Genomic DNA, 8,925 nt, shown 5'->3' with positions numbered 1-8,925 from the left:
TGCGCGCATTGGGCAGTTCGGCGAACTCCGGGGCGGTCTCCGGGTTCAGGTGGCGGAGCATGCCGTAACCCAGCCCGTCCCCCGGGACCGCCCGCACCTGCTCCTTGACCCGCTTCAGCAACCGGCCGGCCTCCGCGCCACCGGCCCGGATCCGCTCGTGGTCGACGGTTCCCGGGTCGAGCCTGACGGGGTACGAGCTGGTGAACCAGCCCACCGTGCGGCTGAGGTCCATGTCATCGGCCACAGGCTCCCGCCCATGACCCTCCACATCCACCAGCACCCCGCCGGGCAGGCCCCGCCGCTCGTCCAGCGCCGCCACCAGACCAGCCAGCAGCACATCATCGACACCGGCATGGAAGGCAGCCGGCACCCGCGTCAGCAACTCCGCCGTCACCCCCACCGGCACCCGCACCTCAACACGGCGCGTACCACCCGCCACCGTGTCCACCACCGGATCCAACGCCCGCCGCCCCAACACCGGATCCGCACCCTCAAGCACCCCGATCCACTGCGGCAGCTCCGCCACCCGCTCCTCCCGCACCGCCTCCGCGGCCAGCGCCTGCGCCCACCCCCGGAACGACGTACCCACCGCATCCAGCACCACCCCGTCACCCGACGCATACGCCGCCGCCACGTCCGGCACCAGGACCCTCCACGACACACCGTCGACCACCAGGTGGTGGGCCACCAGCAGCAGCCGGCCCGGTGCGGCCGGGCCCGCGTCACACCACACCACCCGCAGCATCCGGCCCGCCACCGGATCCAGCTGCCCAGCCTCCTCCTCCGCGACCGCCCGCACCCTCTGGACCCACCGCTCCCCCGCCACCCCATCGGCGTCCACCCGACGCAGGACCGGCCTTCCCGAACCCTTCTCCGGTACCTCCAGGGCATCCGGCTCACCATCGACCAGCACCAGACGGGCACGCAGCACATCGTGGTGATCCAGCACCAGGCGTAAGGCCGCCTCCAGACGCGGCAGTTCCAGACCGGGCGGAACCTCCAGCACCATCGTCTGAGAGAACGCCCCGGTCAGCGCTGCCGAGCCCGCCGTGTCGACGAGCTCCCGCATGACGGGAGTCAGGGGCACCCGCCCCACACCCGTCGTGTGCGTCCCGGTGGGGACCACGTCGGTGCCCTCGGCGATCCGGGCCAGTGCGGCGGGGGTGCGGTGCTCGAAGACCTGCCGGGCTGTGATCACCGCACCGGCGCGGCGGGCGCGGGAGACGACCAGCATCGACATGATCGAGTCGCCGCCCAGCTCGAAGAACGAGTCCTCGGCACCCACCCACTCCAGGCCCAGCACCTCACGGAACAGACCACACAGGAGCTCTTCCATGGGCGTGGCAGGACCGCGCCCGCTCGACGCGCCGAACTCCGGTGCGGGCAGGGCGGCGCGGTCCAGCTTGCCGTTGGCCGTGACCGGGAGGGTGTCCAGGAGGAGGATGGCCGAGGGGACCATGTAGTCGGGCACCTTGCCCGCCACGTACTCCCCCAGCGCCTCCGCGTCCACGTCGTCACCGGCCGGGACCACGTACCCCACCAGCCGCTTGGCTCCGGGCTGGTCCTCCCGCATGACCACCGCCACCTGGCCGACGCTCTCATGCGCCGCCAGCACCGCCTCGACCTCACCGGGCTCGATCCGGAAACCACGGATCTTGACCTGGTCGTCGGCGCGACCGGCGAACTCCAGCTGCCCGTCCGGCGACCAGCGCGCCAGGTCACCCGTGCGGTACATCCGCCGGCCGGAGCCGCCGAACGGCGCGGCCACGAACCGCTCCGCCGTCGGACCGGCCCGCCCCGCGTACCCGCGCGCCAATCCCGCGCCGGACACGTACAGCTCACCGACCACACCCGGCGCCACCGGACGCAGGAACTCATCCAGCACGTACGCCTGGCTGTTGTCCATCGGGGCGCCGATCGGCACGCTGTCCGGCACCGGATCCCCGGCGGTGAACGCCAGCTGCGTGGTGAACGCCGTGGTCTCGGTGGGCCCGTACGTCGTACGGACCGACAGCTGAGGATGCGCCGCCAGCAGGGCCCGAATCGCGGACGCCGAGACCACATCCCCACCGGTGGACACCTCCCGCACCCCCGCGAAGATCTCCGGCGACTCCTCCGCCAGCACCCGGAACAACCCCGCCGTCGCATGCACATTCGTCACACCACGCGCGGCGATCACCCGTCCCCGCGCCGCCGCGTCCTGCTCACCGGGCGGCAACACCACCAGCCGCCCACCCCGCGCCAGCGTCACCCACACCTCGTAGGTCGACGCGTCGAACGCGTGATTCGCCTGCACCAGGACCCGCTCCACCACGTCATCCCGCCAGGCACGGTCCGCGACGAAGGCGGCGATGTTCCCATGCGTGACCGCCACACCCTTCGGCACACCAGTGGACCCCGACGTATACATCACATACGCCAGACCACCGGGCGACACCGCTACCCCCGGATCCACCGGCTCCGCCCCGAACGCCTCCACCACCGGCACCACCGGCAGCCCGCTCATCTCCCGGTCGGCCAGCACCAGCGACACCCCGGCCTCCGCCACCACCGCCCGCAACCGCTCCACCGGATGACCCGCGTCCAGCGGCACATACGCCGCCCCCGCCTTCACCACACCCAGCAACACCGCCACCAGGTCGGCGGACCGGTCCATCATCACCCCCACCCGGTCCTCCCGCCCCACACCCCGATTCCTCAGCCAATGGGCAACCCGATTCGCCCGCTCCCCCAACTCCCCATAGCTCCACGACATGTCGCCGTCAACCACCGCGATGACGTCCGGGGTGCGGGCCACCTGGGCCGCGAAGAGCTCGGGCAGCGTACGGACGGGCAGCGGCTGGGCGGTGTCGTTCCACGCCTCCACCACCCGCCGCACCTCGGCAGGCTCCAGCACCTCCAGCCGTCCGAGCTCCCGGCCGGGCTCGGTGGCGATCTGTTCCAGCACCCGCACCAGCCGCTCGCCCAGCCGCCGCACGTCCGCGGTGTCGAACAGGTCGGGCTGGTAGTCGAAGCGCAGTTCCAGCTCGTCCAGCGGGATCACTGCCAGGGCCAGCGGATAGTGGGCGGCGTCCTCGCTCGCCGAGCCGTCGATCTTCAGGCCGCTGAGCTGGAGCGGCCCGTCGGGGTCGCGCGGATAGTTCTGGTACACCAGGAGAGTGTCGAAGGCCGCCCCGGTACCGGTGACGCGCTGGATCTCCGCCAGTCCCAGGTGCTGGTGCGGAAGCAGCCCGGCCTGCTGGACCTGAAGGTCGGCCAGCAACTCGGCGACCGTACGGTAGGGGTCGAGGCGGACACGGACCGGCGCCGTGTTGATGAACAGGCCGAGCATCCGCTCGACGCCGGGCAGATCGAGAGGCCGGCCGGCCACCACGGCGCCGAAGACGACGTCGCTGCGGCCGGTCAGCATCCCGAGCAGGGTGCCCCAGGCGCCCTGCACCACGGTGTTCAGGGTCAGCCCGTGGCGGCGCGCGGTCTCACGCAGGGCCTGCGTCAGCGCCGTGCCGACGCCTACCGTGGTGTGTCGCGCGGCGGACGAGGGGCTCGCGACGGGCCGGTTGGCCCGCACCAGCGTGGGTTCGTCGATGCCGTCAAGCGCCGCGCGCCAGGCCTCCCGGGCGGCGTCCTTGTCCTGATGGCCCAGCCATGTCAGGTACTCCCGGTAGGGGGTCACCGGCGGCAGCCCCGTGGCATCGCCTCCGGTGGCGTACAACTGGGACAGCTCGCCGAAGAGAACCGGCAGTGACCAACCATCCATCAAGATGTGATGAAGGGTCAGGACCAACTGATAATGGGCGTCGTCCAGCTTCACCAGCAGCAGCCGCAGAAGTGGCGGGACCGAGAGGTCGAAGCGGGCCTTCTCGGCCTCGGCGAGGCGCCGGGCCTCGGCGAGGCGCCGGGCCTCGGCCTGCCGCTCGGCCGGCTCCAGCGCGGAGAGATCGATCTCGCGCCACGGCAGTTTCACGCCCGAGGCGATCAGCTGGACGGGGCTGCCCGTGCTGCGCCTCTGGAAGCTCGCCCGCAACGTGGCGTGCCGGTCGAGCAGTGCCTGCCAGGATGCCTTCAGGACGTCGATGTCCAGCGCGCCCCTGAGTTCCATCGCTCCCTGGAGCACGTAGACGTCGTGGGCGTCCTCGTCGTACCCCGCGTGGAAGAGCAGCCCTTCCTGGAGCGGCGACAGGGGCCACACATCCTCGATACGCACCTGGGTCACCGCGCTCCCCCTTCGTCTGCAAGCCTGATCTGGAACTCGTCGATCTCGTCCTGAGTGAGCGTCACCAGGGCGAAGTCGGAGGGCGTATGGCCGCTTCCTGGGTGCGCGCCGTCCGGGTGGTCTTCGGTGTGGGCCGCCAGTCCGGTGAGCATCGCGACCCATCCGGCGGCCAGTTCGTCGAGCGCGGCCCGGTCGAGCAGGCCTTTCGGGCAGGTCAGGGTCACGGTCAATTCGGATCCTTCAGGCAGGTCACGCACCAGCCCCCCGGCTTCGAGCGCATGGGAAGCGGCCATCCGAGCGTCGGCCGAACCGCCCAGGACCACGTCTCCGACAGGCTGCCAGCTCGCCCCGGCGATGTCATGGCCGTCCAACTGCCCAGGCGCCGAGGTGAAGCGCCCCAGGTAGTTGAAGCCGATCCCGGCCGTCGGCACGTCCGACAGGGCCTGGGCCGTCTCCGGGTTGAGGTAGCGCAGCAGCCCATAGCCGAGCCCATCGCCGGGCACCGACCGCAGCTGCTCCTTCACCCGCTTGATGAGGACGCCGGCCGCCGCGGCGCCGGAGCGGATCCCCGCGTACTCGGTGGTGCCGGGGTCCAGGCGCACCGGGTACGAGCCGGTGAACCAGCCGACCGTCCTGGTGAGGTCCAGGTCCTGGCCGCCCTGGCCTTGGGCAAGCGGCACCCGGCCGTGACCCTCGACGTCGACGAGCATCCCGGAAGCGGTGCTGCGCCCCCTGGTGCGCTGCCACTCGGCCAGCGCGCCGACGAGGCCGGCCAGCAGGATGTCCTCGATGCCCGCGTAGAAGGCGGCCGGGACCCGAGTGAGCAGGGCGGCCGTCACGCCGACGGGCACCGGCAGGGAGACCGCGTGCACGCCGGCGGCCACGGTGTCCACGGCCGGGTCGAGCGGCCTGGTGCCGATCAGCGGGTCCGGACCGTGCAGCAGCCGGTCCCACCGCGGCACCTCGGCCACCCGGTCGGCGTGTACGGCCTCCCGGCGCAGGACGTGCGCCCAGCGCCGGAAGGACGTCCCCACCGGGTCGAGCCTGATGTCCCGGCCGGCCTCCAGCGCCTCGTAGGCGGCTGCCAGGTCGGGCAGCAGCACTCGCCAGGACACTCCGTCGATCACCAGGTGGTGCGCCACCAGCAGCAGCCGCCCCGGCGCGGCGGCGCCCGCGTCGAACCAGACGAGCTGGAGCATCACGCCCGCCGTGGGGTCGAGCCGGTCCACGGCGGCGCGGAACTCCGCCGTCACATCGGAGGTCGCGGCGCGCACCAGCCAGTCCGCGCCGGACGGCCCATGGCCACGCTCCGGCACCACCAGGGCGTGCGGCCGGCCGTCCGCCAGTTCGAGGCGGGCCCGCAGGATGTCGTGGTGGTCCAGCAGTGCCCGAACCGCGGTCGCGAGCCGGTCGAGGTCCAGTCCCGCCGGGACCTCGACCAGCATCGACTGGGTGAGGGAGCCGGTGAGCGCGGTGGGGCCGGCCCGTTCGGCCAGCTCCCGCATCACCGGAGTGAGCGGGACCGAGCCGACGCCCACGTCGGGTTCACGTACGGCGGCGGGCTCGGCCGCGGTCCGGCCGGCCACGCGGGCCAGGGCGGCCGGGGTCTTGTGCTCGAACATCTGCCGGGCGGTGATCACGAGTCCGGCGCGGCGGGCCCGGGAGACGACCAGCATCGACATGATCGAGTCGCCGCCCAGCTCGAAGAACGAGTCCTCGGCACCGGCCCACTCCACGCCCAGCACCTCGCGGAACAGTCCGCACAGCGCCTCCTCGGCCGGTGTCACCGGGCCCCGGCCGGCCGGGCGGGCGACGAGGTCCGGCACCGGCAGCGCGTCCCGGTCGAGCTTGCCGTTGACGGTGACGGGCAGCGCGTCCAGGGCGACGACGGCGGCCGGCACCATGTGTTCCGGCATCCGGCCGGCCACGTGGTCGCGCAGCGCCCCGGCGTCGATGCCGGTGTCCGGGTCGGCGGCCACCACATAGGCGACCAGACGCTTGGCGGTGCGGGCGTGGCCGTCCTGCCGGTCGACGCGGGCGATCACCGCCACTTGGCCGACGTTGTCGTGCTCGGCCAGCACCGCCTCGATCTCGCCGGGTTCGACGCGGAAGCCGCGGATCTTCACCTGGTGGTCGACGCGCCCCGCGAACCGCAGTTCGCCCTCGGGACTCCATCGCGCGAGGTCGCCGGTGCGGTACATCCGCTCGCCGGAGCCGGAGAACGGGCAGGCGACGAACCGCTGCGCGCTCAGGTTCGGGCGCCGCAGGTATCCGCGCACCACGCCGGTTCCGGCGACATACAGTTCGCCGGTGACACCGGGCGGCACCGGGCGCAGGAACTCGTCCAGGACGTACACGCGGACGTTGGCGATCGGGCCGCCGAGCGACACGGTGCCGGGGAGTTCGGCGGGCGCCGTCCAGCAGGTGACGTCCACGGTGTTCTCGGTGGGGCCGTACTCGTTGTGGAACGCCCGCCCGGGGGCCCACCGGCGGACCACGTCGGGCCCGCACTCCTCGCCGGCGGTGACCACGTGCTCGATCCCGCGCAGCACCGCCTCGGTCCGGGCGTCGTCCCCGGCGAGGGTCTCCAGGACACTCGGTGTGAAGGTCACGGCGTTGGGGGTCAGCGTCTCCAGTTCCAGCAGGAGATCGCCGTCGCGCCGGGCGACGCACAGGGTGGCACCGCCGGCCAGGGTCGGGAAGATCTCCGACACGGACGTGTCGAAGGACACCGAGGCGAATTGCAGCACCCGGTCGCCCGGGCCCCAGCCGTAGGCGCCGATCCGCCAGGTCACGTAGTTGACGAACCCCCGGTGCGGGACGGCGACGCCCTTGGGGATGCCGGTGGATCCGGAGGTGTAGATCACGTACGCGGGGTGGGCGGGCCGCAGCGGCACGACCCGGTCGGCGTCGGTCGGCGCGGTCGTCGGACGGCCCGCCAGGTCGGCGGCGACGTCGGGGTCGTCCCAGACGAGCCGTTCGAACCCGGCGGTGGACCGGGCGTTCCGGCGGGTGCACACGAGCGCCGCCGGGCGCGCGTCGTCCAGCATGAAGCCGATCCGCTCAGCCGGATATCCCGGGTCGATCGCGACGTAGGCGGCGCCCGCCTTCAGCACGCCGAGGAGCACCGTGAACAGGTCGACAGAGCGCTCCATCACCACGCCGACCAGGTCCTCCGGGCCGACGCCCCGGGCGATGAGCCAGTGCGCGACCTGGTTGGCCCTCGCCTCCAGCTCCGCGTAGGTCAGGGCGGCTTCCGCGGTGACGACCGCGGGCAGCTGGGGCGTCCGGGTCGCCTGCGCCTCGAACAGGTCGGTGACCAGCGCGGCCGGCACGGGCCGGGCGGTGTGGTTCCACTCGTCCAGGATGCGCCGCCGCTCGGCGGGTTCCAGTACGTCGAGGTCGCCGACCCGGAGCTCTGGATCGCAGGTGAGCTGCTCCAGGAGCCAGGTCAGCCGGGCCGCCAGCGCCCGGGCCGCCGACTCGACGAACACGTCGGGCCGGTACTCCAGCCGCAGCTCCAGCCCGTCGCCGGGGGTCGCGACCAGGGTGAGCGGATAGTGGGCCACCTCCTCGCCGCCGCCTCCGGCGATGGGCAGTCCGCCGGGTTGCCCGGTGGCGTCGGGGTCGTGCGGATAGTTCTCGTAGACGACGAGGGTGTCGAAGGTGGCGCCCGGTCCTGCCAGGCGCTGGATCTCCGTCAGCCCCAGGTGCTGGTGGGCGATGAGTCCGGCCTGCTGGGCCTGGAGGTCCGTCAGCAGGTCGGTGAAGCGCTGTCCGGGGTGCAGACCCACCCGCACCGGGAGAGTGTTGATGAACAGACCCAGCATCCGCTCGACGCCCGGCAGATCGGCCGGACGGCCGGCGACCGTCGTGCCGAAGACCACGTCCGTCCGCCCCGACACCATGCCGACCAGGACCGCCCAGACACCCTGGACAACGGTGTTCAGCGTCAGACCGTGCTCCCGCGCCGTCTCCCGCAGCGCGAGGGTGAGGTCTTCGCCGGTGCGGGCGACGACATGTTCGACCGGGGCGTCGCCGCCGTCCACCGGGCCCACCAGGGTGGGGGCGTCTACGCCGGCGAGCAGGTCCCGCCAGGCGTCCCGGGCGGCGTCCTTGTCCTGGCGGTCCAGCCAGGACAGATAGTCCCGGTACGGGGTCACCGGCGGCAGACCGCTCGCGTCGCCCCCGGCCGCGTAGATCTCGGACAGCTCACCGAACAGAACTGGCAGGGACCAGCCGTCCAGCACGATGTGGTGCGAGGTGACCAGCAGCCGATGGCGCGCGGTCCCCAGCTTCAGCAACAGCAGTCGCAGCGCCGGCGGCACCGCGAGGTCGAACGGCGCCAGGTCCTCCTCGGCGAGCCGGTCCGCCTCGGCCTCCGCCTCCGCCGCGGACAGACCCGACAGGTCCACCTCACGCCAGGGAACATCGACATCCCGCACCACCACCTGCACCGGGCTCTCCGTCCCGGGCGGCTGGCAAAACGCCGTCCGCAGACTCGCGTGCCGGTTCAGCAGCGCCTGCCACGAACGTCGCAGCAGCTTCGGATCGAGGGCACCATCCAGGTCCAGGTACCGTCGGCCCACATACACATCGCGGGCACCCTCGTCATAGCGCGCGTGGAACAGCAGCCCTTCCTGCAACGGCGACAGCGGCCATACGTCGGCCAGGCCCGGGACCGCCGCCTCCAGCTCCTCCACCTCCGCCTG

Annotated in this window: 2 protein-coding genes; both read right to left on the bottom strand. The window is 72.6% G+C overall.

Going from position 1 to position 8,925, the window contains the following annotated elements:
• Nucleotides 1–4,213, bottom strand: a 4,213-nt coding sequence (locus tag ABZU99_RS34710) for an amino acid adenylation domain-containing protein (protein WP_356228171.1), incomplete at its 3' end; no start/stop codon positions are given.
• Nucleotides 4,210–8,925, bottom strand: a 4,716-nt coding sequence (locus tag ABZU99_RS34705; protein ID WP_356228168.1) for an amino acid adenylation domain-containing protein, incomplete at its 5' end; no start/stop codon positions are given. The genes ABZU99_RS34710 and ABZU99_RS34705, both read right to left, overlap by 4 nt.

The organism is Streptomyces sp. NPDC005266 (genome assembly GCF_040607655.1).
Classification (GTDB): Bacteria; Actinomycetota; Actinomycetes; order Streptomycetales; family Streptomycetaceae; genus Streptomyces.
Note: the sequence above shows the minus strand (reverse complement) of the source record. Positions and strands in the feature narration are given on the sequence as shown.